Here is a 26,845-nt window from a genome sequence, read left to right on the forward strand (position 1 = left end):
TTTACTCCTCCTTTACATGAGTACCTATTTTTTTCCCTAATACTACATCAATAATATTATTAGGTTCATCAATACCAAAAACTATCAATGGTATTTTATTATCCATACATAAAGAAGTCGCAGTAGAATCCATAATCCCTAACCCCATATTTAGAATATCAATATATCTTAGGGTGTCAAACTTTTTAGCAGATGAATTAATATATGGGTCAGAATCATAAACTCCATCTACTCCCTTTTTAGCCAACAAAATTACCTCTGCTTCTATTTCAGCGGCCCTTAATGCAGCCGCAGTATCTGTTGAAAAATAGGGATTCCCGGAACCAGCTGCAAATATAACAACTCTACCCTTTTCAAGATGGCGTATTGCTCTTCTTCTTATGTATGGTTCAGCAATTTGTCTCATCTCAATAGCTGTTTGAACTCTTGTTATAACTCCAATGTCTTCTAGAGCATCTTGTAGAGCTAAAGCATTTATTACTGTACCTAACATTCCCATATAGTCAGAAGTTGTCCTATCCATTGTCTCTGCACTCCTGCCTCTCCAAAAATTACCGCCACCTACTACTATCGCTACTTCTACTCCTATATCCTGTAAACTCTTAATCTCTTTAGAAATCCTATTAACAGTTTCAGCATCTATTCCATGTCCTTTATCACCAGCTAAAGCCTCACCACTTAGTTTTAGCACAATCCTCTTAAAAATTGGTTCCGTCATACAAACCCTCCCTTGTATAGTTGGTAAGTTGTCTTATATCTTATTTAAATGGAGAACAACTAGTTGTTCTCCATTAAATTACATATTCATCTGCTTTGCTACTTCATCAGCAAAGTTTTCTTCTCTTTTTTCTAAACCTTCTCCCACTTCATATCTTTCAAATCGTCTAATTTTGATATTTTCACCTATCTTAGCAATTTTTTCATTCAACAGATCTTGTACCTTGATACTTGGCTCTCTAATAAAAGGCTGATCTAATAAGCATATTTGTTCATAAAACTTCTCCAGTCTTCCTTCAACTATTTTTTCAGCTATATGCTTTGGTTTTCCTTCATTTACAACTTGATGGATTAATATTTCTTTCTCTCTTTCTACTTCTTCCTCTGGAACATCTTCCCTACTTACATATTTTGGGCTCGAAGCTGCTACTTGCATAGCCATATCCCTGACAAAATCCTTAAATTCATCAGTTTTTGCTACAAAATCAGTTTCGGAATTAACCTCTATTAAAACTCCAATTCTACCACCATGTATATATGCATCAACCAAACCTTCAGCTGCTATTCTTCCTGATTTTTTAGCAGCCTTTGATAACCCTTTTTCCCTAAGTAAAACAACCGCTTTTTCAATATCCCCATCGGTTTCTACTAAAGCATTTTTACAGTCAAGCATTCCAGCTCCAGTTCTCTCTCTCAACTCTTTTACCTGTGCAGCACTAATACTCATCTAATCCCTCCTCTTATTGTTAAAAATGGTAAGAGCCGTAAGGGAATACCTCCCTTTAAACCCTTACCCTTTTTTTATTCTTCCACATCTTCTATTTGTTCACCTTGTTTACCCTCTAATATAGCGTTCGCCATAGTTTCCGTTAGCAATTTAACAGCTCTAATTGCATCATCATTTCCTGGTATTACATAGTCGATTTCATCTGGGTCGCAATTAGTGTCCACTATAGCTACTACAGGTATGCCAAGTATTCTTGCCTCGTTTACTGCTATTCTTTCTTTTCTAGGGTCTACTACAAATAATGCATCTGGAATTCTATCCATGTTTTTAATACCTGATAGGAATTTTTCAAGTCTATCCCTTTCGTGGTTAAGTTGTATTACTTCCTTTTTAGGTAAAACATCGAATATTCCATCTTCCTCCATCTTTTCTAGCTCATGAAGCCTATCGATCCTTTTCCTGATAGTCTTATAATTGGTAAGCATTCCTCCAAGCCATCTTTGGTTCACATAATGCATGCCACATCTTTTAGCTTCAGCTTCAATTGCTTCTTGAGCCTGTTTCTTAGTCCCAACAAATAGGACTTGACCACCTTCAGCAGCAATTTCTTTCATGAAGTCATAAGCTTCTTCTACCTTTTTTACTGTCCTTTGCAAATCTATAATATAGATTCCATTTCTTTCAGTAAAAATATACTCAGCCATCTTGGGATTCCATCTTCTAGTCTGATGCCCAAAATGAACTCCCGCCTCTAAAAGACCTTTCATAGTAATAACTGACATATTCTATTCACCTCCAAGTTTTATTCCTCCACTCCCATCATCTACCTAAGGAACCCTTAGGCACTACCTTAAGTATCAAGGAATGTGTGTAATCACTCTAGTAGTATACCATATACAAAGCTATTAATCAATATATTACAATTAATTATTTCCATATAGATTATCTTGAATTTTTTTTATTATTTCTACCTCTCTAATACCTTTATTTAATTTTTTTGCAATTTCTTCAACAGAAAATCCTTTATTATTTAAGCTTACAATTTCATCATATATTTCTATAGTTAATGTGTTGGTTTTATTAATGTCATTCTTTGTTACAGGTTTCTTCACCAGTTGTTTGATATCCCCATCTCTGTTAGAATTATCACATTCTTTTTTCTCTTCTTTATTAGCTCCAACATTCACTTTAAAATCTTCAAACTTGGTTAAACTTAAATCTATTAATTCTTCAAAACTTTCAAGACTGTTTTCGATAAAAAGATAATAATCTTTGATATTGTGATGAATATGAATTAATTCATCATAAATATCTTTCTCTTCTTTTGTAATTTTATTAATATACACTAAGGAAAAAATAATACATATTACTCCAATAGCTATCAATAGAATGCTCAATATAATGCACCTCAAATCATATTCTAATATCTATAGTTCCGCCAATACTATCATTGTCTATATTATCCTTTTTCTTTTCTTCATCTCCATCATCTTGCTTCCTCTTATATTGATTCTTATTATTCTTATTCCTTTTGTTTGTATCTATTGTAGAATTCTCTGTTTTGTTGGTATCCCGAACTTTGCTAATATCCTGTTTTATCCGTCTTTCCTGCTGTACAAGCCCTTGCTCTGCTTGGACCTTTGGTTTGTCATTTTCTATTTGTTTTACTTTAGATACCTCTTGAGCTTTGGAAACCAAACTAGTATAGTCAACAGGTCTAATTGACATAAAATCACTCCTAATAGGGACCTACTCTTATTTCCCCTCCATCCCTGTAAAAAGTACACCTTTCCAATTCATCCCTCACATAAAAAGTGCTACTTCCTATGATTATTCTTACTCCAGGATATACAGTCTCTGCTACTTTTATTCTACCTCTATTTACATTGTCCATATTAACTTTTATAATTTCATACTCATCTTTTAGCTTTTGTAGCTCATTTAATAAGCTATCTTTTGTTTTTAATAATCTAACATACATCCGTGCCTTTTCATCATTTAAACGATTAGTCTTCTTTAGATTATCTAACAAAACTAAGGATTTTGTAATCTTGCCTAAATTATCTTCTATAGTATCGATACTGTTTTTTAACTCTTCGATTCTTAACTTGGTATTAGGGTCTACGCCTACCTCCAAAACAGTCACCGTGGCCATAGTAGAACCTATGGTATTGGCTCTAATCTCTCTTCCAGCTCTACATACACCACCTACTATTAACCCTCTCTTTCCCAGTACGGTTATACTGTCTTTACTGCTAACCTGGCTATGCATAATAGCTTCAGCTGCAATATTTCTCCCAACATCTAATATAGCATTTTCAACAAACTTCGTAACCACATTCCCCTTGGTTTTTATAGTTAGCCTATTATAACCTTGTATACCTTGTTTAACTACTATATCTCCATTATTTTCAATATATGCGCCTTCCACCACTCCTCTAACTTCTACATCACCTTCAGCTCTTATTTGAAATCCATTTAAAACATTTTCCTTTACTATAACGGTACCATTAAAATCAATATTTCCAACCTTGTTGTCCACATTATCTACTTCAAATACTTCAGATACAATAACCCTTCCATCTTTTAATTCCACTAACCCATCCTTTTCGGATGCTAAATACATTCCATTATCCAGAAGTCTAACATTTTTACCAAATCTAAGTCTTGGGATTTTTCCCTTCTTATAGGGTACTGGTTCTCCAGTTACTTTGTATCCATTTTGTCCTTCTAAAGGGGGGACCAGCTCAGCTAATATATCTCCTTTTTTTACATTATTGATGATTCCCAATTCCCTATAATCAACAGTATCATCCTCTAATAACTTTGGAATTAGTTTTTTCTCTACATCAAAGTGATATTTTATATACCCGTCTTTCCCATTCAATGGTTCTATTCCCTTGGCAATACAGGTCCTTTCACCGTAATACTCATTTTGTAGCAACCTTTTCAATTCGTCCTCTTTTAACCCTACCTTAATAATATCCTTTACTTGATTAATTATCTTCTCTATATGTATTTGATTATATTTTAGATCTCCTTGAGACTTTCTTTCCAAAACACTATTGCCTTCGTCCTGAACCAATGTAATAAATCCATTCATTCCATCCCTAGAAATATCAAGTATTATATTTGGAGAAATTTTCAACATATAATACCTCCCATCAGCTTTCAATAAGCCCTTCTTTTATGAGTTGGTTTTTAAGCCCTAATATAGCCTTACTATGTATCTGCGATATTCTAGACTCTGACAGCTCTAAAATATACCCAATCTCCTTGTAAGTTAATTCTTCATAATAATATAAAGATATTACTGTCTTTTCTTTTACTGGCAGTCTATCTATTGTGTCTACTAGTATTTCTTTTAATTCCTTATCTTCGTATATTTGTTCCGGTGTATCAGTTTTATTTTCATCTTCAATATTATGCTCCCCTTTGTTGATTAGTATGTCCTCTAAGGATGTAATGTTGAACGTCGATATATCGGCCAATGCAGATTCTAGCGCATCTAATGAAATGTTTAAATATTTTGCTAATTCAATATTAGATGGTGTTCTTCCCAAATCATTTTCTAACTTTATCATGGCATCTTGTATTTCTTTAGACCTTTTTCTTAAAGATCTGGGAATCCAATCCAACTTCCTTATATTATCTATAATAGCTCCTTTTATTCTAATTTGAGCATAAGTTTCAAATTTTATATTTTTAGTAATATCATAGCGTTCAATACTATCTATTAGCCCCATTACTCCAAAGCCTACCAAATCATCGTATTCTACCTTGCTAGCATAGTAATTATACATTCTACCTGCCATTATTTTTACTAAATCTAAATATTCTTCAATTATTAGTTGTTTTATTTCTCTATCCTTTGTTTTCGAATATTTTAACCATAATTCATCCCTATTCACTACAATTACCTCCCTGTAGGAAACTAAATGACCTTAACGCCATGTCCAATTGTTTTTACCAATAATGAACCGTCTTCTGCATCTAACTCAATAGTTCTACCATAGTTTCCACCAGTATCCTCAGAGATGATTCTAATGTTTAATTCCTTTAACTTTTCTTTGGTAGCTTGTATGTTTCTTTCTCCAATTTTTAATATACTACTATTGTTGTTAAAGGAAAACATTTGAGCACCACCAACAATCTTTGCAATTAGTCTCTCTTTTACAGCCCCTTCTTTAACCATCCTTGCTATCAATAACTCAATACCCGTATCAGCAAATTTAGCTTTATTTTCGTTGTTTTTTATCTCCTTACTAGAAGGTAACATAATATGAGCTAAACCTGCAACTCTATTAGGTTTATCATATAAAGCTATACCTACACATGAACCTAAGCCAAGAGTTGTCAATATCCCAGGTGCTTTAATCACGTTTAAATCTGCCATTCCAACTTTAATAACTCCCATATTACAATACCCCTAAACTCGATAGTATTTTTTCAAAAGAGCTCATATCCGGTAATAAAAACAGATTGCCCTTTACAGTATTTTCCCCTTCCTCAAATACAGTTTCAATAAATAAAACTTGATCAGCGATACAACCAAATTGAATAGCCGGTACACTTAAAATCGCTCCTGCCATATCTATGGCTAAAGATGGTACAGAAACTGTTATTTTTAGTCCCGTTAAAGCACTCAAAGAATTAACATAGGAAGAAGCTAATATATTACCCACCTCTGATAACGCAGAGATGGCCATAGGATCTAATTCCTCTACGGTGTAATCTCTATTTAATAACATATTGGTTAAATTGATAGCCGATTCTATATCCAATATAAACATTATATTTCCCTCAACTTCATCATTAAGATCTAGATATATACCAGCAACCAGTTCCTCTTCTCCCCCCAATACCGCTGCAACCTCATTAAATTCTAAAATTCTTACCTGAGGCACACTCATATCTACACGTTTAGACAACATGCTCGATAAGGCTGTAACGGCATTTCCAGAGCCAATATTACCTATCTCTCCTAATACATCTATCATCATATTGTTTAAGTTTTCCACATCCATAGTTAGCGCTCCCTTAATATTCCAATATTTTAGATAGGTTTAATAGGATAATTAACCTATCTGAGGTTTTACCTATTCCACTTACATATTCTATGAATTTGTTATTTTCACTTGTAGGAGGCTTGTCTATATTTTCCTTACGGATTTCTAACACCTCCGAAGAAGAGTCGACGATTAATCCTGCAACTATATCATCTACCGTAACGATGACTATTCGAGAGTTTTTATCTACCTCTTGTTCTTCCATGCCTAGTTTTCTTCTCAAATTTATTACGGGAATTACTTCACCTCTTAAATTAGTTACACCTGTAACATGATCGGGTGCATTAGGCACCCTAGTGGTTTTGCCCATCTTTTCTATGGATATTACATTATATATAGGTAAACCATAATATTCTTCACCTAATTTAGATATTACATATTTATTTTCAGCTTCAGAAGACATAGCCGGTCCTCCTTTATATCAATGAATTTACATCTAGTATTAGCGAAATACTACCATTCCCTAATATGGTAGCTCCTGATAGATATTTTATATTTGATAGGTATTTGCCCATAGGCTTTATAACTATTTCCTGTTGACCTATTAAGCTATCTACCAATAAACCTGCTTGTTTTTCTCCCTTTTGTACTACTACCACTACATATTCATCAGAAAAATCATTAGACTCAATGTTCATAAGCTGATTTAGTTTCACTACAGGAATTGTTTTCCCTCTATACAACATTATTTCTTGACCTTGGATGTTTCTAATACTATCCTTTTTGATATCCGTAATTTCCGTAATGGAACTTAGAGGTATAGCATATATTTCATCCCCTAATCTAACTAATAATGCCTGTATAATTGCAAGGGTCAGAGGAATTCTAATGATAAATTTAGTTCCAGAGTGAAGTTTTGTATCTATTTCAACAGATCCATTTATTGATTCTATCTTACTTTTAACTACATCTAAACCTACACCTCTCCCTGAAATATCAGAAACCTCATTGGAGGTACTAAATCCCGGAGTAAATAATAAAGCAATTATCTCTTCTTCACTAAGCATATCTCCTTCCTGCTCAGTTATAATTCCTTTTTGTATTGCTTTGTCTCTAATTACCGTAGAATCTATACCCCTTCCATCGTCAACAACTTCAATAACCACATTATTGCCATCGGGGTAGGCCTTGAGTATTACAGTTCCTTCTTTTGGCTTGCCTTGTTGAGCCCTCTCCTGTGGCATTTCTATACCATGATCGATAGAGTTTCTAATTATGTGAATCAAAGGATCTCCTATTTCGTCAATAACGGTTCTATCCACTTCTGTATCCTCGCCAGACATTTGAAGATCTATCTCCTTGTTTAGCTCCTTAGATAAATCCCGTACCATTCGTGGAAACCTATTAAATACTCGCTCTATAGGTACCATTCGTACTTTCATGACTGCATCATGAAGACTTGTAGTTATCCTTTCTAAGTATTCAATTGCTTCTACCATATTATCCTTATTAGATGTTTCGCTTAAATCATCCATTCTAGTCTTTATTATTATTAACTCCGATACAAGGTTCATTAAATTATCCAAACGATCAATATCTACTCTGACAGTTTTTCCGATTCTATTTTCTCGACTTACAATATTAGATTTCTTATCTTTTGAAACACCGCTAGTTTTTTTATCATCACTTTTTGTTTTGAGATTTATTCCTTTTCGTTGCAATCCCACATTAACTTCTTCTACTGGAGTAAGTGCTACACTATCGACTTCAGCTATACTTTCCAATTCCCTCCTCAACTTATATTGGTCAACTTTGGCAATCAAAATAACTGTAAAACTTAAATCAAACTTTTCATCTTCAATATCCTCTACCGGAGGATTAGAATATATTATATCTCCCATAGATTCTAATGTATTAAAAATAATAAAAGCCCTAGCTGACTTTAGCATACATTGAGAATTCAAACCTATATCTATTTTATATGAGGTCAATCCTTTGTTCTTTGCCTCACCTACCAGATTTAGTACATATTCATCTAATTCCCCTATTTGTTTCTTTTCTTTCATGCCTATATTCTTTTTATACCCAGTAAAATCTTTATCTTTCATAGTATTTATATGGATGCTATCAATCTCGGCTATACTCTCTAATCCTTTTTGTATTGTTTCTTGATTTTCTTGCGAAATCAATACAATAGTAAAACTTAAATCAAACTTTTCATCCTCAATGTCCTCTACTGAAGGATTGGAATATATTATATCTCCCATAGATTCTAGCGTATTAAAGACAATAAAGGCTCGAGCTGACTTTAGCATGCATTGGGGATTTAAACTTATATCTATTTTATATGAGACCAATCCCCTCTTTTCCGCCTCTTGAATGGCTTTTATTGCATATTGACTTAGTTCTGTATCTTCTACACTGTTAAGTTTGGTTTCGTCGTATATTTCTGGCTCTTTTATATCTTTATTAATTATAGCTCTTAATCTATTTACTAAATCTTCATGACTATCTTCAGCTTCTTCACCATTAACGGCTATAAAGTTAACAGAATAGTCTAGGTTATCAAAGCACTCAAATATAATATCTATTATGCTTTCATCGAGGGTAATAGTATTGTTTCTAATTTCCTGAAGTACATTTTCCATTTCGTGTGTTAAGTTAGCGATATTTGTAAATCCCATGGTACCTGCCATACCTTTTAAGGTATGGGCAACTCTAAATATCTCATTAATTAGAGATTCATTGGTAATATCCTTTTCAAGTTCTAACAATGCTTCATTCATATTTTGTAGATGTTCTTTCGTTTCCTCTACAAATACGTCTACATATTGATTAAAATCTAGATCCATAATTACACCCCCACTATACTCACAATTTCGTGAGCAATATTGTCCAAAGGAACTATTTTATCGATATGATTAGTATCAATTGCAGACTTAGGCATACCAAATACTACGGAAGAGTCTTTATCCTGAGCTATAGTATAACCTTTTGATTTTTTTATTTGAATAACACCTTTGGAACCATCAATACCCATTCCCGTCATAACAATCCCTATCTTTTTATAATGTTCTAATCTAGCTATCGATTCCATTAGTATGTCTACTGCAGGTCTTAGGCCTTTTATAGGTGGTTCCTTGCTAAGCCTAATGATGTTTTGTCCATCTTCATTCCTTATTCTCATATGAAAATCACCAGGCGCTATATAACAATGCCCCCTTTTTAAAACATCTCCATTCTCTCCTTCTTTCACCTTAATACTAGATAATACATCTAATCTATCTGCTAATGATTTAGTGAAATTAGGTGGCATGTGTTGTACAACCAATATAGCTCCATTTAAATTTTCAGGCAATAAAGGTATTACACTTTGTAATGCTCGAGGACCACCTGTTGAAGTACCTATTGCTACTATATATTCATACCCATCTGTCATGATAGATCGGGCATAGTCCTGTCTAGTGATTTTAGGTATATTCCTTTTGTTATTGTTAAGCTTAACTTTAGATTCTGCGACAGATTTTATCTTGTTTATTATTTCACGTTTTATAGGCTCAGCATTTATTCCAAATATATTTTTAGGTTTTGCAATAAAATCTACTGCCCCCATTTCTAATGCTTTTAAAGTATGACAAGCTCCTTCCTCTGTCAAGCTACTAATCATTATTACAGGAATATGATATTGTTCAACTATATATTTTAAAGTTGTTATTCCATCCATTATAGGCATTTCAATATCTAAAGTAATAACATCCGGATTCAATAAGGGAATTTTTTCCAAAGCTTCCTTCCCGTCCTTAGCTTCACCTACTACGGAAATTTCTTCGTCTTCTTGTAATATATCTGTTAATATTTTACGCATAAATAGAGAATCATCTACTACTAGTAGTTTTATCAATTAGATCAATCCTTTTTCTATCAAAATTCGTTCTTCCCTAAATATAAATTTTATTATAATATCTCTATTTTCTTCACTAATATCAATAAAATCTATTCCCAAACTATAAATGTAATCGAAAGTATCTATTTCTTCTACCCTTAATACTTTGCCTTTAACATTGATAACTTGTCCATCAATTTCAAATATACATCTAACAATATCTCCTATATTATGCTTGTAGTTCGAATATAGTTTAATACCACTGCCGCTTATATCTTTGGTCTTGCATTGCTCCACAATGACTTCCTCATGTCTCTTTGATTTGATCATATATTCTTTTGCCACTGGAATTGAAGTTTCGAATCTATAATATCGCCTCATTTGATACTTTTTAATATCAGATTTTTGTTGAACTTCTAGATTATAGATGTTCTCGTATTCTCTTCTTGTAACTATGGCTTCAAAAGCATATCTACCTTTATCTTTTACAATATAGCTTATCTTAATCTTTTCACCTTTATGTATTGGAATTATTTGGTTCTGCCAAATAGGTCCACTTACTACAAAGTTGCCTTCTGGGGTAATATCCAACACTTGGCTAGGGTAGGATTTTTCCCCTCTAAGAGATGTTCTAACGATTTCAATCCGATCTCCGATACCTATACAATCTTTTCTTTTGCTCATCTTATCTACCTCTTCCAAACAACAGTTCTTTTAGCTTTTGAGTAAATCCAACACTCTTTTTCAAGTTATCGTGTTTTGAAGGATTGACAAACTTCAACGCCATAATGTTTATCTTTTTAGATATGTTAGACGAAGGGTTAAGTAATAAAAAAGGTTGCTGGTTTTTAACAGCTTTATTTACAATATTATCTCTTTGGAGATATCCTAGATAAAACAATTCCACATCTAAAAAATTATTAGATACTTTATTGAGCTTATTAAAAATATTATTGGCCTCCACCCTGTTCTCGACAATATTTGCAACTACATTTATTTTACCTTTATAACCATTAGTTGTCAAAGCCTTTATTATAGTATAGGCATCCATTAAAGAAGTTGGATCTGGCGTAGTTATTAGTATTGTTTCATCAGAAGCCATTACAAAGTCTAATACAACATTAGAAACTCCAGCACCAGTGTCTATAATTATATAATCCATTTCATGTTCAAGTTTTTCCATTTCATCTAATAGTATATTGATGTTTTTATCACTCATCATCGATAACTCATAGATTCCAGAACCACCAGATATAATTTTTAGTCCCTCAGGTCCTTCTCCGATTATATCAAATATATCCTTGTCTTTTTTAATTAGGTCTGCAATAGTATAATTCATATTTGTGCCCGTCAATATTTCAATATTGGCTAATCCGATATCTGCATCAAGTATTAATACTCTATATCCTAAACGTTTCAAAGAGATAGCTAAATTTATAGCAAAGTTAGTCTTGCCAACACCACCCTTTCCGCTGGTAATAGCTAATACCTTGGCTTTATTTTTTGTTATAGAGTTCTTTTTTTTATTATTTTTTCCTTCCATGATGTTTCTTAATTTCTCAGCTTGATCTTTCATATACATTCTCCCCAATAAGCCAACATACTGTCTTTTCTCTATCAAATATTTCTATATCATCGGGTACGTTTTGGCCTGTAGTTATATATGATATTGGTCTTTTCGTTAAATATTTAGCATTTAAGATATTTCCATAGCCTTCTGCTTCATCGATTTTCGTGAAAATAATACAATAATCTTCAATAAATTCATAGTGGTGTATTATTGACTTTAATGTGTTGTAATTCGTAGTTCCGCTAATAACTAAATAAGTCTCTTTATTATTGATGGAATTCATCGTCTTTATAATACCATCATCTTTATCAATTTCTTTATGATTCTTTCCAGCAGTATCTACTAGTATTATATCCTTATCCTTAAATGTAACCAAAGCCTTATACATATCTTCATCATCATAAACAACCTCTAATGGTAATTCTAATATATCACTATAAATTTTTAATTGTTCTACAGCTGCAATCCTATAAGTATCGGAAGTTATTAGGCCTATATCATATTCATTTTCCATGACCAGTTGAGCTGCTAACTTTGCCAATGTTGTAGTTTTTCCAACTCCTGTTGGTCCTATAAAAAATATAGTCTTTTGAACCCCTTTTTTTAAATCCAAGGGTTTAGCATCGCCTATATATTCCATTAAAGTATATTTGACAATGTTTCTAATTGCTTGTTCGTCTTTGCCCTCAAGATTAACCTGTTGTCCTAATACTTTTAAAATAGAAGTAGCAGTATAATACTCTACACCATTTTCAATCAGTTTAGTGTGATAGTTTACAAGTTCTTCTGGCAACTCATATTGTTTTTGTGATACATTTTGAGATATTTCCTCAACCATGTATTTCAAGTTATTAAGTTCCCTATTTATCTTATCAAATTTATCACTAGGCTTTTGAGAATGTAATAAATCCTTTTCCTCAAAAGCTGCAACAATTTCAACCTTTGGTTTTTTAAAAAAACCCAAAATCCCCTTCTCCCTAACGGTCCTAGTGCTCAAGATAACTGCATCTGGCCCTAGTTCTTTTTTCATTTTTAGTATTGCTTCATGGTTCGTTGCTCCAAAAAATTTTTTTACCTTCATCGTAAGCTCACCATCCCAACAGATTGAACTTCTACCGATGGCTCTATTTCACTATAGGATAAAACTATTAAATCTCTAGTAATCTGTTCCGTTAGTCGTTTAAAATAAATCCTTACTATAGGAGCCGTCAATACAATAGGCTGTTCTCCAATAGCAGTTAATTTTTGTGCTGATTTTAAAGTGTTATTCAATATTCTCTGAGCAGTATTTGGTTCTAGAGAAAGGTACGAACCTGTCTCAGTTCTGTTAATTGAATTCATTATTATTTCTTCTACCTCACTGTCCAATGTTATTACATTTAGCCCACTATTATCAACATACTTATTAGTGATGTATCCTGACAATCGTTGCCGAACATATTCAGTAAGTAAGTCCGTGTCTTTAGTTACACTACCATAGTCTGCTAAGGTTTCTAATATGGTTACCATATCCCTGATACTAATCTGTTCTCTTAGAAGATTAGATAAAACCTTCTGCACTTCACCTATAGTCAATACTTTGGGAACTACTTCTTCAACAACAGCAGGGTATTCTTCTTTAACATTGTCTATTAACAACTGTACATCTTGTCTTCCTATTAGGTCAAAGGCCCTTTCCTTTATTACTTCTGTTAAGTGGGTTGCAATAACAGAAGGTGGATCTACTACTGTATATCCAAATATTTCAGCTTTTTCCCGTTCCTTTTCGGTAATCCATTTAGCTGGAAGACCAAAAGCTGGCTCTATGGTATCAATTCCCTCAATGTCACCTTCTCCAGTACCTGGATCCATAGCTAAATAATGGTCAAATAACACTTCCCCCTTAGCTACTTGGACCCCCTTTATTTTAACGACATATTCATTAGGATTTAATTGAATATTGTCTCTTAAACGTACAATTGGCACGATTAATCCTAGTTCCATGGCAATTTGTCTCCGTATCATAACGACTCTATCTAATAAATCGCCTCCCTGATTTATATCTGCTAAGGGTATTAGCCCATATCCAAATTCCAACCCTATATCATCTACTTTCAGCAGACCTAAAACATTTTCGGGCTTCCTTAACTCTTCAGCTTCTGATATTTCTTCTACAGGTTCTACAAATTCTTCTTTAACAGCTTTGCTCATGGAGTAGCCTAAAAAAGCAAATGTCATTCCCAAAATCACATATGTTGGTGTAGGTAAAGGTGTAAAAACTCCTAAAAACACCATCAAGCCTGCGATTATATATAGCAATTTAGGGTTGTTTCCAAATAGTTGTTCTATTAAATCCTGTCCTAAATTGGCTTCAGAGGCTGCCCTAGTTACTACCAAACCGGTAGCAGTTGAAATTAACAATGCAGGTATTTGGCTAACTAGACCATCACCAACAGTTAACAATGTATATCTCTGCATAGCTTCCCTAAAGGCCATACCATTTGAAATTCCAATTGCTAAACCTGCTACTATATTAATAATGGTAATAATTATTCCAGCAATAGCATCACCTTTTACAAATTTAGTAGCTCCATCCATAGCACCATAAAAATCCGCATATCTCTGTACATCTTTTCTTCTTTTTAACGCTTCTTCTTCCGTTATTAAGCCAGAGTTTAAATCAGCATCTATAGCCATCTGCTTTCCAGGCATAGCATCTAAAGTAAATCTTGCTGATACTTCCGCTACTCTTTCTGCTCCTTTTGTTATAACTACAAACTGAACGATTACGATAATAATAAATATAATAAATCCAACAACTGGATCATTTTGTATTACAAATTTTCCAAAGGTTTCTACTACCCTTCCCGCATCTCCATCTTTTAATATTCCCCTAGTAGTTGATATGTTAAGGGAGAGGCGAAACAAGGTTGCAATCAATAGCAAAGATGGAAAAATAGATATCTCCAGTACATCTTTTGAGTACATAGATATTAATAGTACAAGCAAAGAAAAAGCTATATTTAAGCTCAATAAAATACTTAGTAAAAATTTAGGAATAGGTATAATAATTATTATAACTATTGCAATAACCCCTAACGCAACAACTATATCACCAAACTTCATCCTTTTTCCCCCTAATAATCATCTTTTAAACTATATACATAAGCTAAAACTTCAGCAACAGCTTCATATAATTCTTCCGGGATTACATCCCCTATCTCTACAGAATCATATAAAGCCCTAGCTAAAGGTTTGTTTTCTACTACTGGTATAGAATTCTCTTCTCCAACTCTTTTTATATTTTCAGCAATTATGTCAACACCTTTAGCCAGTATATAAGGCGCATGGTACCTTTCCCTATCATACTTTATAGCAATAGCTATATGAGTAGGATTGGTTATAATAACATCAGCCTTTGGTACTTCTTGAATCATCCTTGACATTGCAATCTTTCGTTGATTCTCTCTTATCTTAGATTTAACTAGAGGATCTCCTTCCGTTTGTTTATACTCTTCTTTTATCTCTTGTTTAGTCATCATTAGGTTTTTCTCATATTCTCTCCACTGGAATAGATAATCTAAAAAAGCAAGGACAGTTAACACTCCTATAATCCTAATGCCAAAACTAAAAGATATATCTGCAATATTCCTGAAAATTATCGTAGGTTCTAGCCTTGGTAAGATTATAATACGTGTAATGTTATTCTTAATAAAAGAATAGGCAGAATATCCGATTAGAAGTATTTTTAAAATAGACTTCAACAATTCCATTAATGCTCTTTTAGAAAATAGCCTTTTAAATCCTTCTATTGGATTTATTCGATCCAGTTTTATTTTCAAAGGTTTAGTAGTAAATAAAAATCCTACTTGTAAATAGTTAATTGCCAAGGCAGCTATAAAGGCTGTAATTAAAATAGGAATTGCTAAACCAAAAAAAATTCCTACGGTCTTTGTAAATCCAATCATTAAATTGTTTTCATAAAATAACTGGTCAATATTTTCAATATTTTTATAAACCCTTGTCATATATTCCAAAAGATAGTTAAATCCATACTTTCCATATACTTTTAGAACTAAAAATGTCGTAAAAAGAATAAAGGCTGCAGTTACTTCCCTGCTATGTAAAACCTGCCCTTCTTCTCTTGCATCCCTTCTCTTTTTAGGCGTTGCTTTTTCCGTTTTCTCAGCTTCTGCAAATAGCTGTAAATCAATCTTTTTTTCCATAATATCATCCTTTTACAAAGGATCTAAAAAAGTAATAGATTTCCTCAATAGTTTCATTAAAAACTCCCGTAGCCATAGTATAAAAAATAGGAATTGACACACTAATAATTATTAGCCCAATCAATATCTTCAAAGGCATACCAACAACAAATACATTCATTTGAGGTATAGTTCTTGATAATATTCCCAGTAGTAAATCCGTTAAAAATATTATAACTACTACAGGTGCACTTAATTTAAAACCAGTTACAAAGGATTTAGACAAAACATCTATCAGCATAAAAGCTGAAGTCTCTCCAATGGTAAATTTACCGATGGGTATAAATTCATAGCTATCTACCAATGCATTAATAATGGTGTGGTGACCATTTATAGATAATAGAAGCAGGAAAGCTAATATATAATAGAAATTACCCATTAAAGGCACTTGCACCTTATGCTGAGGGTCCATTACATTTATCATTCCAAAACCAATCTTCATATCTATTATCTGTCCCATTACATAAAAAGTTGAAAAAAATGCATAGCTAATAAATCCAATGATAAAACCAACCATCAATTCCTTAGCAATTAAGACAGCAAAGTTTAATTCTAAATAGTCAGGACCAATATCTAATGTTAAAGTTATTAGAATAGATAATATAAAAGAAAAACCAGCTTTCATAATATTAGGTACATTCTGGGAGCTAAAAAAAGGAGATATTAAGAATATCCCAGAGGTCCTAACTAATACCAGCAAAAAAAGTTCATATTTATCTAATAATAGGTCAAAAGTATACATTATTGTAACCACCTATCTACTGTATGTAAAGATTAATGTTGTTTAACAAATCCGTTGCAAACTGAGTGATAACTTTTAAAATCCAAGGTCCAAATATGAGCAAAGACAGTAATACAGCAACGATCTTAGGTACAAAGGCTAGTGTTGCCTCTTGAATTTGGGTAACAGCCTGCAAGATACTAACTATTAATCCAACGATTAAACTAACAATTAGCATGGGCGCTGAAACTGCCAAAATAGTCCTTATTGCATCTTGAGCTAACTTTAAAACATCACCATGATTCATTTTACCACCTCTACTTAAAGCCTAATACTAAAGATTTAACTATTAAATTCCACCCATCAACCAATACAAACAATAAAATTTTAAAAGGTAATGATATTATAACAGGTGGCAACATCATCATACCCATTGACATTAGTGTACTTGATACCACCATATCTATAACTAAAAATGGAATGTATATTACAAATCCAATTTGAAAAGCAGTCTTTAATTCACTAATGACAAATGCTGGTATCAAAACATGATTAGGTATTTCTTCTAATTTATTTACCCCTTCCATATTCTTCATATTTAAGAATAAACCTAGATCCTTGTCTCTGGTCTGCTTAAACATAAATTTACGAATTGGATCCATTGCCCTTTCAATAGCTACTTCTTGATTTATATCCTCCTTTAGGAAGGGTTGTATCGCATCATTGTTTATCTGAGTAGCAATAGGCGCCATAATAAAAAATGTTAAAAACAAAGCTAAACCAATAACCACCTGATTAGGAGGTGTTTGTTGAAGACCTAATGCATTTCTAATAAATGACAATACGATTATAATTCGTGTAAAGCTAGTCATCATTATCAATATAGAAGGTGCTAATGTAAGTATGGTTAAAACAAATAGTATTTGAAGAGAAAATACATAATTTTGAGGGTCTTTGCTATCTTCTAATCTTATGTTTTTCCCAAATAAAGACATCTCTGGTTGTGCGTAAGTAACTCCTGTGGTTAAAATTACTATTGTAATTGCAAGTAAAAGAACTTTAACACTTTTTTTCATGGTTTTCGTCTTCCTTATCAATTAATTTATTAGCTTTGATAAAAAATTTACTAATATTACTTTTAAATCTATTTATATAAGTTCGATTGTCTACATTCATATTTTTATACTTGTCCAATTGTTCATCAAAATCTATAGTTGTTTCTATTTCCTCTTTAGGAAATTTATCTACCATTTCAATGTTGTTGTTGCTAATAGCAAACACATATATATAATTTTTTATCTCTACTAATGTTATTTTTGTATTAGCATCTAGATGTAAAATATCAACAATCCTCATGTATTTGCTATTAACAAACTTTTTAGAGCTTTTAGCTATAAACCTAGTACCATAAATTGCTGCTATTATTACCAATATAAATATTACCGTATAGAATATCAGCTTAAATACAGCCTTTCCCATGCCATAGTCTGGACCTACAGCATATGCTATATCCTTTGTTAATAATGCCATAATGAATATTAGGCTAAATCTTTGCTTACTATTGTCCATTCTTAGCTCAAGACCTTTTTTACAGCTTCTATGACTCTATCAGCTTGGAAGGGCTTTACAATAAAATCCTTAGCCCCTGCTTGTATTGCCTCTATAACCATAGCTTGCTGTCCCATTGCAGAACACATTACTATTTTTGCATTTCCATCTATATTCTTTATTTCCCTTACAGCTTGAATTCCATCCATCTCTGGCATTGTAATATCCATTATAACCAATTCTGGGTTTAGTTCTTTAAATTTTTCTACTGCTTTTACTCCATTTTCAGCTTCTCCCACTACTTGAAAACCATTTTTTGTGAGGATGTCTTTTATCATCATCCTCATAAATGAAGCATCATCTACGATTAAAATTCCTTTTGCCATATTGATTCCTCCCTTTGAAATTTTATTACCCGTTACTTGCCATAGGAATTGTCTATATCCGTTATTCTTATGCCAAAATTATCATCGATTACAACGACTTCTCCTTTTGCAATATATTTTCCATTTGCATAGATATTCAAAGGCTCCCCAACTAACTTATCCAATTCCACTACAGTACCTGGGCCATATTCTAATATCTCACCAATTTTTTTGGTAGTTCTTCCTAGTTCAGCAGTAATCTCAACTGGTATATCACCAACTAAATCAATAGATTCATTATAACTGACATCAACATCGGTGTCAAAGGTTTCAAACTGCGGTTTTTTAATGACTACAGGGTCTTTTTTATCTTTATCAAACTCTTTTTCCCTTATAGGCGTTTCTTCTATAGTTGCATTATAACTATCTATACCCTTTTCTACTAAATTATTTGGACTATCTAGATTATATTCATCTTCGTAATCCATAGAATTTGCGGTCTCTACATCTTGATCTTGAGAAGTATCCCCTAATAGATTTTCTACCATATCCTGTCCAAATTCTAAAGGTATTAATTGCATAAGTTCACTATCTATTAAATCATCAACGATCATTTTAAAGGACACTTTAATTATAGGATCAGAACTTTTTAAAACTTCTAAAGTTTCCCTTCCTTCATCAAAAGTTATTTCATATGATTTTGGAGGCTCAATATCTATTTTTTTCATAAATATTTCCGATAAAGAAGTACATGCGGAACCCATCATCTGGTTCATTACCTCCGATATAGCGCTTAAATCCAACTCTGTTAATTCCCTATCTGTATCTATTTCATTGTTTCCCAACATTATGTCGGTTATTATTTTTACATCATCTACATTTATCATCAATACATTTGAACCTTCAAATCCTTCCCTATACTTTACATCAACTGCAACAAATGGAATCGGATACTCGTAGGAAAGCTCTCCAGTAGTAGTTACTGTAACCGTTGGAGTTGTAATTATGACTTTTCTATTTAATAGAGTGGATAAAGTTGTTGCAGCAGTTCCCATGCTTATATTGCCAATTTCGCCTATTGTATCTTTTTCAATTTCCGATACTACATCATTTTCAACATAATCCTCATTTATATCCTCTGTACCTTTTAGTAGAGAATCAATTTCTTCTTGCGAAAGCATGTCTTTAGTCATATTCATCACCATCCTTTACAACCTTTGCTATTTTAATTGCCATCTTATTTCTAGATACACCAATATCGCCTAAAAATTTGATCTGGGAGCCAATTCTAACCCTAGCCCTTTCATCTGTGCTTCTATTTAATTTTACTACATCTCCTTCTTGCAAATCCAAAACATCTCTTATTCTCACAAAAGTTGAACCCAATTCAACTTTTACTGGCACTCTTGTCTCTAACATTCTTTCCTTTATAGCCAACATTTCCTTTTCGGATAATTCCTTCTGTTCTGTTGAAAACCAATATTTAGTACTAAGTTTATCTAATATTGGTTCGATAACAAGATGGGGTATACAAACATTTAACATTCCTTCTGTTGAACCAACTTCTATATTCAAGGTCACAAGAGCAATAGTTTCATTCGGAGGCACTATTTGAGCAAATTGTGGATTGACTTCAATCTTATCTAACGTTGGTTTCAATTGGATTACATTACCCCAAGCTTCTTGGATAATAGGCATTATCTTTTCTATCATACTATCTAGCAATGATAATTCTATTTCAGTAAATGCCCTAATTTCTTGTTTCTCGGTACCGTCTCCACCTAAAAGCCTATCTAATATGGAGTATACAACATTTGTTGATATATCCATGAGGATTTGACCATTCAATGGTCTGAAATCAATTATGCTTAAAAATGCTGGATTAGAGATTGCATTGCTAAATTCATTATAGGCGAATTGATCTACAGTTAAAATTGATATCTTGACTGGTGCTCTTAAGTATCCAGACAAAAATGTTTGGAGTAGTCTACCAAAGTTTTCATGGATTATTTCCAATGTTCTTAATTGGTCCTTTGCTATTTTTTGTGGATTCCTGAAATCGTACTTTTTTACTTTGGTTGAACTTTCTACCTCTTGTATTTCTTCGACATCTACTTCTCCAGAACTCAAAGCTTGAAGTAGTGCATCAATTTCATTTTGTGATAGTACTTCAGACAATGGCCTCCACCTCCCCTCCTTACTGTATAATCAAATCATCAAAATATACATTAGTTATGGTCTCATCGTTAAACAATTTTATCAAACTTTCATTAATTTCTTTCTGTAACTTCACTTGTCCTTCTTCCCCTTGGAGTTCTTCTTCTGTTTTACTTCTGATGATCTTATTTATATCATCCCTTATTAAAAATTGTTTCTCCTCTAGGAATTCTAAAGTTTTTTTGTTGTTTGTTTCTATAGTTGTTTTAACCTTGACTATTTTTTTACTATCTTTAATATTGCAATACATGTCTTGTAAGGTCAAATTAAAAGTTTCAGTATGTTTTCTATTAGAAACGTTGGCATTATTATTTCGATAAAATACAACACCTAATCCAATTCCTACAACTGCCAAAATAACAACTATTATTAAAAGAACTACCAGTATTGTATTTCTATTATTCATATTATCACTCCATTTCACCTGCTAAGGTTCTATTTCTTCAAAGGAAGATCTTAATATAACAATATCCACCCTTCTATTTTTAGCTTTGTTCTCCCTTGTATCATTGGGAGCTATTGGTCTGTAATAGCTATAACCCGAAGAGGAGATTCTACTACCGTCTATGTTTTCTTCCTCCACAAGATACCTTAATACATTGGTAGCCCTAGTAGAGGACAACTCCCAATTAGTTGGATATTTTTTAGAATATAATATTGGATCTGTGTCCGTGTGACCTTCTACCTTAATCAATCTATCTCGGAACTCATCCCTATTTAATATTTCTGCTACGGTTTCTAATATTTCTATAGATTCTGGCTTCAATTCAGCTTTTCCTGAATCAAACAATACATTGTCCATAAAGCGAACTATAAGACCCCTTTCTTCTACAGAAAGAAGAATCTCTGCTCCAAGCCCAACGCTATCAGCATATTCTTCTAAAATACCTTTTAGTTTTTCTAAATCTTCTTCTAATAGATCCTCTGACGACTCAGCATTTTCACCAAGTTCTAAGGTTGTTCCTCCTTCTAGTACTCCCGTACCGCCTTGAAAACTACTCATTATAGTTCTAAATTTTTGTGCATCAATATTCGAAAAAGAAAATAAAAGTACAAAAAAACATAATAGAAGAGTTACCAGGTCGCTATAGGTTGTCAGCCAACTATCAGTGTTGCTTTCTTCCGTCTTTCTTCTTTTTTTCATTATACTCCCTCTCTCTCCATCTGCTTTCTATAATCCCTTCTCATTTCAGGAGGTATGAAAGTTTTAAGTTTCTCTTCTATTATCCTTGGATTTTCACCTGCCTGTATTGATAACAAGCCTTCTACCATTAACTCCTTAACCAATATTTCTGATTTACTTCTTACTTTTAGCTTTTTAGCTAAGGGTAAGAAGATTACATTAGCTAACATGGAGCCATAAAAAGTAGTTACCAATGCAACAGACATATTTGGTCCTATAGCACTAGGGTCATCTAAATATTTCAACATATTTATAAGCCCTATTAATGTACCAATCATACCAAATGCAGGAGCATATGTACCCATAGTTTCAAATATACTTTGACCTTCCATATGTCTTTCCTCTAAAAACACTAGCTCTGTTTCCAATATGTTTCTTACTAGTTCAGGATCTGTACCGTCAACTATCAACATAATTCCCTTTTTTAAAAATTCATCCTCTAAATTCTCTGCATATTCTTCCAAAGAGAGAAGGCCTTCTTTTCTCGCTACATTGGCCAAGCTAATTATTTCTTCAATTACTTCATCGGGAGAAGTCTCCTTGTATACGAAGGCTTTCTTAATAACCTTAGAAGTATTAAGAAAATTTTTTATGGGAAAACTAGCTAAAGTTGAAGCTATAGTTCCACCTAATACAATAATTAAAGAGGGTAAGTGAAAATATGAACCTAGCTCCCCTGATGTAACAATACCCCCTATGATAAACACAAGTCCCAAAAAGAGACCAACAACCGTTGATATATCCAATTGCTACACCTCTTTCTCTTCAACTCTTCTTTTACATTCAATAGATCTAGATTTAAAATTAATAACTTTATCTATTATTTCATCTACAGTTTCTACAACTACTACTTTTTGTCCAGTAGTTAATGTTATAACCGTATCAGGGGTTTCCTCGACATACAGTATTAAATCACTATTCACTACAAATTCTTTTCCATTTAATCTTTTTACCTTAATCATAGTATCCCACCTTTTTTAGGTAGGGTAGATCTACCCTACCTAAATAAATTATCTTTTCATGTTAACTAGTTCTTGTAACATCTCATCGGATGTTGTGATGATCCTAGAATTGGCCTGAAAACCCCTTTGAGTAGTAATCATCTCTGTAAATTCCATAGATAGATCTACATTAGACATCTCTAATGTACCAGCTGCAATTGGCCCATAGCCGCTACTAGCAGCCTTTCCAAATTGGGGTTCGCCTGAGTTTCTGGTATCTACGAAGAAGTTGTTCCCTATTTTTTGAAGTCCCATTGAGTTGTCAAATTTAGCTAATATAATCTGGCCTAAGGCTTTCCTTTCACCATTTGTAAATACGCCTAATACAGTACCTGTAGCGTCGATAGAATATCCTTCTAATTTACCTGATGAATTTCCATCCTTAGCGTGGGGTTTTGCATCCATATCATTAGCATGCTGAGTAAGTAGCCTATAGCTATCACTGTTATTAGAATCAAATATGGTTATATCCTTAAAATTTCCTGATGGTTCTATTTCACCAATTTTGTCTCCAGCTTTGTTTCTATCGAATTTAATACCATTTAAATTAGTTAATTTCACTGTAAAATCTTCTACATTGTCACCCTTTACAGGTTTGTCCCCAATTTCGATCAATTTTCCATTAGCATCAAAGGTTAGCCCTAATGAATCCCCTTCTAATACACCCGCTGGAACTTCCACATAATTTCCTGTTGATTGTTCCGTTATTCTGTCCAAGCTCATAGTCCAATTGTGTACTTTTTCTTCTCCTTCTCCCTCGCTTTGTCTTTTAACAAACTTAAAAGTTATTATATAAGAATTTCCCAGACTATCCTTAATGACCGTATCTGCCTTATATGCACCTGAATCTCCTTCCTCATTTCTAGAATCTAGATTCCCTTCGAAATATATCTTCTCAGTTGCCGTAGGTGCCTTAGTTTCTGACTTATTAACTCGAATTCCTCCAACCTCCGATGTTATATTTCCCTCTTCATTAGCTAAGTACCCTAACACCTTATATCCATCAGCTGTAACTAAGTTTCCATCTCTATCTAAAGTAAAGTTCCCCGCCCTAGTGTAGTATCTATTTTCAAAATTAGTATCGTCAGATACCACGAAGAATCCTTCTCCATCTATCATCAAATCTTCTGGGTTGTCCGTCCTTTGGGCTGGCCCTTTGGTATGGATAGTATTGATGGAACCAATATTTACACCCAATCCTATTTGCTGAGGATTGGTACCTCCTCTACCCCCTTGGGGAGCACTAGCTCCTCTAATTACTTGACTAAACACCTCTTGAAAGGTCATAGTGTTTTTCTTATAGCCTATGGTGTTCACATTGGCTATATTATTTCCTATGACATCCATCTTATTTTGGTGCACCCTCAAACCCGATACACCTGCATACATTGATCTCATCATACTTATTACCTCCCATTAGTTGGGCAGCTATATATCCTCTTTCAATCAGATATATATAACCTCCTATCAGGTCCGGCTATACAATGACTGCCCCGTCAATATTAGTAAATACGTTGTTTCTTAACTGTTCTTTATTTACTGTTGTTATTATAGTCTTGTTTTTAATACTTGCGATAAAGGCTTTGTCTCCCATTAGTATGAGAGCATCCTTCACGCCTTTTTCTTCTGCCTTATTAAAGCCATATTTTAACCTATCCATCTCCTCGTTGCTTAATGCTATATCCCTTGTATTCATTCTAGTGATAGCATGTTTGGAAAACTTAATTTCATCATTTTTCCTTTGAGCTCTACCAAGTATCTCTTCAAAGTTCTTCTGCTCTAACTTCTTATAAGAATTATTGATAGGAGATGAATTAATCAATCGGTTTTCTAATTGCTTTATATGAATATCATTCATATTAATCATCCCTGTCTATTCAATATTTTCCCCTTCTCCAGGTCCTTCAGGTATAGGTTCCATATCAAAGTAGCTTTCCATAGCCTTTCTAATATTAGTTATCTCCTTAAGTATTTGAACATTGGCTTGAATTTGGTTTAAATTTAAACCGTCAATGGAGTCCAACAACTCTTCTCCTAAATTCTCCACATTTTTATTTAGGTTTTGTATTTGCTCTAAGGAAGTAAACTGAGCTAATTGTGCAATAAATTCCCTATCCTCCATCGGGTTTAATGGGTCTTGATTAGCTAATTGAGTAGTCAATAACCTTAAAAAAGCATCTTTATCTAAGTCGTTTTTTCTAGTCTCTAATGGTTTTTCGTCCTTTTTATCATCAAAATAATGGATATACTCTTTATACTCTGTATTATCAATTTTCATCCTTCCACCTCCTTAGGCTAGTAAATTTAATCGTCCTCCTTCATAAAGTCCAACCAGCTTCTCCGTAGTATTGTTTACATAGGTTTCCACTCCATCAATTTCTTTGTTATTAATCTTAAATTTATTATTTTTTCTGTTTAAATAAAATTCTTGTCTACCTTCCCTTTCAAAGTCTTCATTTGTTCCCACAAATACTTCAAAGGTTTTAATTTCTAAACCGTTCTCCCGCATATCTTCCTTAAGTTGATAAAGATTTGTTTCTAATATCTCCTTAGTCCTATAGTTGTCTACCATTATCTTTGCTACAACATCACCCTTTTCCATTTCCATCCTCAGCATTAATTCTCCCAGGATTTCTGGTTTCAACTTAATTCTTATTTCCTGCTTAAAATCATCTTGGATTAATTTTACCTTATCTACTATCTGTTTAAATAAGTCTTTTTGAGAAATTTCCTTTAAATCCTGTTCTCTTACTTCTAAATTTTCCATAGATGTTGACCTATCTACCATTTCCAGTATAGGATTATTAGTCTCTAGCACCTCTGTTGACTGTTCTTGGGGTAATTCTTGCACATCATCAGCTATTACTTCCCTTAAGTTTAGATTTTTCTCCTCAAACATTTCTTCTTTATTTTCAATGTTTTTATCTGGTTCTACCTCTACACCTACTTCTTCATTTTGAATATTTGCAAGTTCCTGTTGATTTCTCAAGCCATCTAAATTTTCTATTCCGCCATAGCTTTTTTCAATTGTAGATTTATGCCTTACTCCTGTTGGTTTAATGTTTGTTTTAAGTTTGTTTAATTCCGTAAGAATTTGTTCCATTTCTTTAGCTATTATTTTATTATCTGCATCCATAGTATCTTGGTTCAGATGAATGTCCTTCTTCAAAAACAAGTCTTCAACGTCTTCTAATAGTTCCTCTATAATATATTCTGGATCTAAATTTTCATCTATTGCATGTCCAAGTCTAGAAATGATTGATTCTAGATCTAGCTGAAGTTGTGACATATCTTCTGTATTTTCTAAATCAAAGCTCAATTCATCTAATATCTGGTAAAGGGAATTTATCAATACCAACAGATCATCTATTATACTTTCTTCTATTTCATCCTCTTTTTCCGTGGGTAGTTTATTATCTATAGAATCCTTCTCAGTTTTTTTATGTGTCTCTACTTTATCTATTGGATTTTTATTATGTCCATAACTATGTTCCACTTTGTTCTGCACATGTTTTTGTTTTTCAAGTATTTTTGAAAAATCCTTGCTCTTATCATCCACTAGAAGTGTAGTATTGGAATGTGAATTGTTTGAAGACAACTTCACGTTTTCTAGTATAAAACTTGTATCTAACATGTTTTCACCTCCTCGCAAAAAAATCT

General features: G+C 33.0%; 32 protein-coding genes. All 32 read right to left on the minus strand.

The genetic code is table 11. The features are described 5' to 3' along the window. Position 1 precedes the first annotated feature (1 nt). The 32 genes from pyrH to C3E88_RS05795 all read right to left on the minus strand — a co-directional run bounded on the left by pyrH (position 2) and on the right by C3E88_RS05795 (position 26,819). Positions 2–718 (minus strand): UMP kinase, encoded by a 717-nt coding sequence (gene pyrH, locus C3E88_RS05640; RefSeq protein ID WP_236909191.1) that lies wholly within the window; start codon positions 716–718, stop codon positions 2–4. 78 nt (positions 719–796) lie between these two features. Then, positions 797–1,444: a translation elongation factor Ts gene (gene tsf / locus C3E88_RS05645; RefSeq protein WP_236909192.1), complete on the minus strand. Its 648-nt coding sequence runs from the start codon at positions 1,442–1,444 to the stop codon at positions 797–799. Positions 1,445–1,518: 74 nt separating this feature from the next. Then, complete coding sequence (gene rpsB, locus C3E88_RS05650) at positions 1,519–2,226, minus strand: 30S ribosomal protein S2 (protein WP_236909193.1); 708 nt, start codon at positions 2,224–2,226, stop codon at positions 1,519–1,521. Between the two features lie 141 nt (positions 2,227–2,367). Beyond that, positions 2,368–2,829, minus strand: coding sequence for a hypothetical protein (locus C3E88_RS05655; protein ID WP_236909194.1), 462 nt, complete (start codon positions 2,827–2,829; stop codon positions 2,368–2,370). A gap of 28 nt (positions 2,830–2,857) precedes the next feature. Further along, positions 2,858–3,172, minus strand: coding sequence for a hypothetical protein (locus C3E88_RS05660; RefSeq protein WP_236909195.1), 315 nt, complete (start codon positions 3,170–3,172; stop codon positions 2,858–2,860). A 10-nt stretch (positions 3,173–3,182) separates the two neighbouring features. Then, positions 3,183–4,595, minus strand: coding sequence for a DUF342 domain-containing protein (locus tag C3E88_RS05665; protein WP_236909196.1), 1,413 nt, complete (start codon positions 4,593–4,595; stop codon positions 3,183–3,185). Positions 4,596–4,608: 13 nt separating this feature from the next. After that, positions 4,609–5,355 (minus strand): FliA/WhiG family RNA polymerase sigma factor, encoded by a 747-nt coding sequence (locus tag C3E88_RS05670; protein ID WP_236909197.1) that lies wholly within the window; start codon positions 5,353–5,355, stop codon positions 4,609–4,611. A 23-nt stretch (positions 5,356–5,378) separates the two neighbouring features. Next, positions 5,379–5,861: a chemotaxis protein CheD gene (locus C3E88_RS05675; protein ID WP_236909198.1), complete on the minus strand. Its 483-nt coding sequence runs from the start codon at positions 5,859–5,861 to the stop codon at positions 5,379–5,381. Position 5,862: 1 nt separating this feature from the next. Beyond that, positions 5,863–6,471 (minus strand): chemotaxis protein CheC, encoded by a 609-nt coding sequence (locus tag C3E88_RS05680; RefSeq protein ID WP_236909199.1) that lies wholly within the window; start codon positions 6,469–6,471, stop codon positions 5,863–5,865. A 13-nt stretch (positions 6,472–6,484) separates the two neighbouring features. Then, the gene (locus C3E88_RS05685) at positions 6,485–6,916 is read right to left on the minus strand and encodes a chemotaxis protein CheW (protein WP_236909200.1); all 432 of its coding nucleotides are present in this window, start codon (positions 6,914–6,916) and stop codon (positions 6,485–6,487) included. 13 nt (positions 6,917–6,929) lie between these two features. Next, the gene (locus C3E88_RS05690) at positions 6,930–9,305 is read right to left on the minus strand and encodes a chemotaxis protein CheA (RefSeq protein ID WP_236909201.1); all 2,376 of its coding nucleotides are present in this window, start codon (positions 9,303–9,305) and stop codon (positions 6,930–6,932) included. 2 nt (positions 9,306–9,307) lie between these two features. After that, positions 9,308–10,354 (minus strand): protein-glutamate methylesterase/protein-glutamine glutaminase, encoded by a 1,047-nt coding sequence (locus C3E88_RS05695; protein WP_272878451.1) that lies wholly within the window; start codon positions 10,352–10,354, stop codon positions 9,308–9,310. Further along, the gene (locus C3E88_RS05700; RefSeq protein ID WP_236909202.1) at positions 10,355–11,020 is read right to left on the minus strand and encodes a flagellar brake protein; all 666 of its coding nucleotides are present in this window, start codon (positions 11,018–11,020) and stop codon (positions 10,355–10,357) included. It abuts the gene before it with no gap. Between the two features lies 1 nt (position 11,021). Next, on the minus strand, positions 11,022–11,912 hold the full coding sequence (locus C3E88_RS05705) for a MinD/ParA family protein (protein WP_236909203.1): 891 nt from the start codon (positions 11,910–11,912) through the stop codon (positions 11,022–11,024). After that, positions 11,896–12,987 (minus strand): flagellar biosynthesis protein FlhF, encoded by a 1,092-nt coding sequence (locus C3E88_RS05710; RefSeq protein WP_236909204.1) that lies wholly within the window; start codon positions 12,985–12,987, stop codon positions 11,896–11,898. Before C3E88_RS05710 ends, C3E88_RS05705 begins: the two co-directional genes overlap by 17 nt. Next, positions 12,984–15,011 carry a flagellar biosynthesis protein FlhA gene (gene flhA / locus C3E88_RS05715; protein WP_236909205.1) on the minus strand — a complete coding sequence of 676 codons (2,028 nt, stop codon included), beginning with the start codon at positions 15,009–15,011 and terminating at the stop codon, positions 12,984–12,986. The genes C3E88_RS05710 and flhA overlap by 4 nt, the downstream gene beginning before the upstream one ends. Positions 15,012–15,022: 11 nt before the next feature. Further along, positions 15,023–16,111, minus strand: coding sequence for a flagellar biosynthesis protein FlhB (gene flhB, locus C3E88_RS05720; RefSeq protein WP_236909206.1), 1,089 nt, complete (start codon positions 16,109–16,111; stop codon positions 15,023–15,025). Positions 16,112–16,115: 4 nt separating this feature from the next. Continuing rightward, complete coding sequence (gene fliR / locus C3E88_RS05725; protein ID WP_236909207.1) at positions 16,116–16,892, minus strand: flagellar biosynthetic protein FliR; 777 nt, start codon at positions 16,890–16,892, stop codon at positions 16,116–16,118. Positions 16,893–16,908: 16 nt separating this feature from the next. Next, a complete protein-coding gene (gene fliQ / locus C3E88_RS05730) occupies positions 16,909–17,178 on the minus strand; it encodes a flagellar biosynthesis protein FliQ (RefSeq protein WP_236909208.1) in 270 nt (89 codons plus the stop codon). A gap of 10 nt (positions 17,179–17,188) precedes the next feature. Continuing rightward, positions 17,189–17,947, minus strand: coding sequence for a flagellar type III secretion system pore protein FliP (gene fliP / locus C3E88_RS05735; RefSeq protein ID WP_236909209.1), 759 nt, complete (start codon positions 17,945–17,947; stop codon positions 17,189–17,191). Beyond that, on the minus strand, positions 17,931–18,440 hold the full coding sequence (locus C3E88_RS05740) for a flagellar biosynthetic protein FliO (RefSeq protein WP_236909210.1): 510 nt from the start codon (positions 18,438–18,440) through the stop codon (positions 17,931–17,933). The genes fliP and C3E88_RS05740 overlap by 17 nt, the downstream gene beginning before the upstream one ends. 2 nt (positions 18,441–18,442) lie before the next feature. Further along, positions 18,443–18,805, minus strand: coding sequence for a response regulator (locus C3E88_RS05745; protein ID WP_236909211.1), 363 nt, complete (start codon positions 18,803–18,805; stop codon positions 18,443–18,445). 32 nt (positions 18,806–18,837) lie between these two features. Further along, positions 18,838–19,977 (minus strand): flagellar motor switch phosphatase FliY, encoded by a 1,140-nt coding sequence (gene fliY, locus C3E88_RS05750; protein WP_236909212.1) that lies wholly within the window; start codon positions 19,975–19,977, stop codon positions 18,838–18,840. After that, positions 19,970–20,962 (minus strand): flagellar motor switch protein FliM, encoded by a 993-nt coding sequence (fliM, locus tag C3E88_RS05755; protein WP_236909213.1) that lies wholly within the window; start codon positions 20,960–20,962, stop codon positions 19,970–19,972. Before fliM ends, fliY begins: the two co-directional genes overlap by 8 nt. A gap of 19 nt (positions 20,963–20,981) precedes the next feature. Next, on the minus strand, positions 20,982–21,407 hold the full coding sequence (locus C3E88_RS05760; protein ID WP_236909214.1) for a flagellar basal body-associated FliL family protein: 426 nt from the start codon (positions 21,405–21,407) through the stop codon (positions 20,982–20,984). A 21-nt stretch (positions 21,408–21,428) separates the two neighbouring features. Beyond that, the gene (locus C3E88_RS05765; RefSeq protein ID WP_236909215.1) at positions 21,429–22,145 is read right to left on the minus strand and encodes an OmpA family protein; all 717 of its coding nucleotides are present in this window, start codon (positions 22,143–22,145) and stop codon (positions 21,429–21,431) included. After that, positions 22,145–22,930: a flagellar motor protein gene (locus tag C3E88_RS05770; RefSeq protein ID WP_236909216.1), complete on the minus strand. Its 786-nt coding sequence runs from the start codon at positions 22,928–22,930 to the stop codon at positions 22,145–22,147. The genes C3E88_RS05765 and C3E88_RS05770 overlap by 1 nt, the downstream gene beginning before the upstream one ends. Before the next feature lie 3 nt (positions 22,931–22,933). After that, positions 22,934–23,146, minus strand: a complete 213-nt coding sequence (locus tag C3E88_RS05775; RefSeq protein ID WP_236909217.1) for a flagellar FlbD family protein — start codon at positions 23,144–23,146, stop codon at positions 22,934–22,936. A 48-nt stretch (positions 23,147–23,194) separates the two neighbouring features. After that, positions 23,195–24,586, minus strand: coding sequence for a flagellar hook protein FlgE (locus C3E88_RS05780; RefSeq protein ID WP_236909218.1), 1,392 nt, complete (start codon positions 24,584–24,586; stop codon positions 23,195–23,197). 76 nt (positions 24,587–24,662) lie between these two features. Next, positions 24,663–25,043: a TIGR02530 family flagellar biosynthesis protein gene (locus tag C3E88_RS05785; RefSeq protein WP_236909219.1), complete on the minus strand. Its 381-nt coding sequence runs from the start codon at positions 25,041–25,043 to the stop codon at positions 24,663–24,665. Positions 25,044–25,058: 15 nt separating this feature from the next. Beyond that, positions 25,059–25,463, minus strand: coding sequence for a flagellar hook assembly protein FlgD (locus C3E88_RS05790; RefSeq protein ID WP_236909220.1), 405 nt, complete (start codon positions 25,461–25,463; stop codon positions 25,059–25,061). A 12-nt stretch (positions 25,464–25,475) separates the two neighbouring features. After that, complete coding sequence (locus tag C3E88_RS05795) at positions 25,476–26,819, minus strand: flagellar hook-length control protein FliK (RefSeq protein WP_236909221.1); 1,344 nt, start codon at positions 26,817–26,819, stop codon at positions 25,476–25,478. Between the last annotated feature and the right edge of the window lie 26 nt (positions 26,820–26,845).

The sequence above is a fragment of the Clostridium sp. Cult3 genome, assembly GCF_021655115.1.
Taxonomy (GTDB): domain Bacteria; phylum Bacillota; class Clostridia; order Tissierellales; family Tepidimicrobiaceae; genus PPXY01.